Annotated in this window: 1 protein-coding gene; it reads right to left on the reverse strand. The window is 60.4% G+C overall.

Annotation, left to right across the window (positions count from 1 at the left end; genetic code table 11):
* Positions 1 to 48: 48 nt before the first annotated feature.
* A partial coding sequence (locus tag EOC06_RS38500; protein WP_281062149.1) for a citrate/2-methylcitrate synthase occupies positions 49 to 475 on the reverse strand: 427 nt, incomplete at its 5' end.

Genomic DNA, 475 nt, shown 5'->3' on the forward strand with positions numbered 1-475 from the left:
GGAAATTGACCATACCCTACTGCCTACTGCCCGATCCCTACTCCCAATTCACCGCTTGGCGATCGGCACGTAGTCGCGCTCCGGCGCGCCGGTGTAGAGCTGGCGCGGGCGGCCGATCTTCTGGCGCGGATCCTCGATCATCTCCTTCCACTGCGCGATCCAGCCGACGGTGCGGGCGACCGCGAACAGCACGGTGAACATGGTTGTGGGGAAGCCCAGCGCCTTCAGCGTGATGCCGGAATAGAAGTCGACATTCGGGTAGAGCTTCTTTTCGATGAAATAGGGGTCGGTCAGCGCGATCTTTTCCAGCTCCATGGCGATGTCGAGCAGCGGATCGTCCTTTATGCCGAGTTCGCCCAGAACCTCATGCGCCGTCTTCTGCATGATCTTGGCGCGCGGATCATAGTTCTTGTAGACGCGGTGGCCAAAGCCCATTAGCCGGAACGGGTCGTTCTTGTCCTTGGCACGGGCGATG

Origin of the sequence: Mesorhizobium sp. M7A.F.Ca.MR.362.00.0.0, from assembly GCF_004023175.1 — a bacterium.
In the GTDB taxonomy this organism is placed as follows: domain Bacteria; phylum Pseudomonadota; class Alphaproteobacteria; order Rhizobiales; family Rhizobiaceae; genus Mesorhizobium.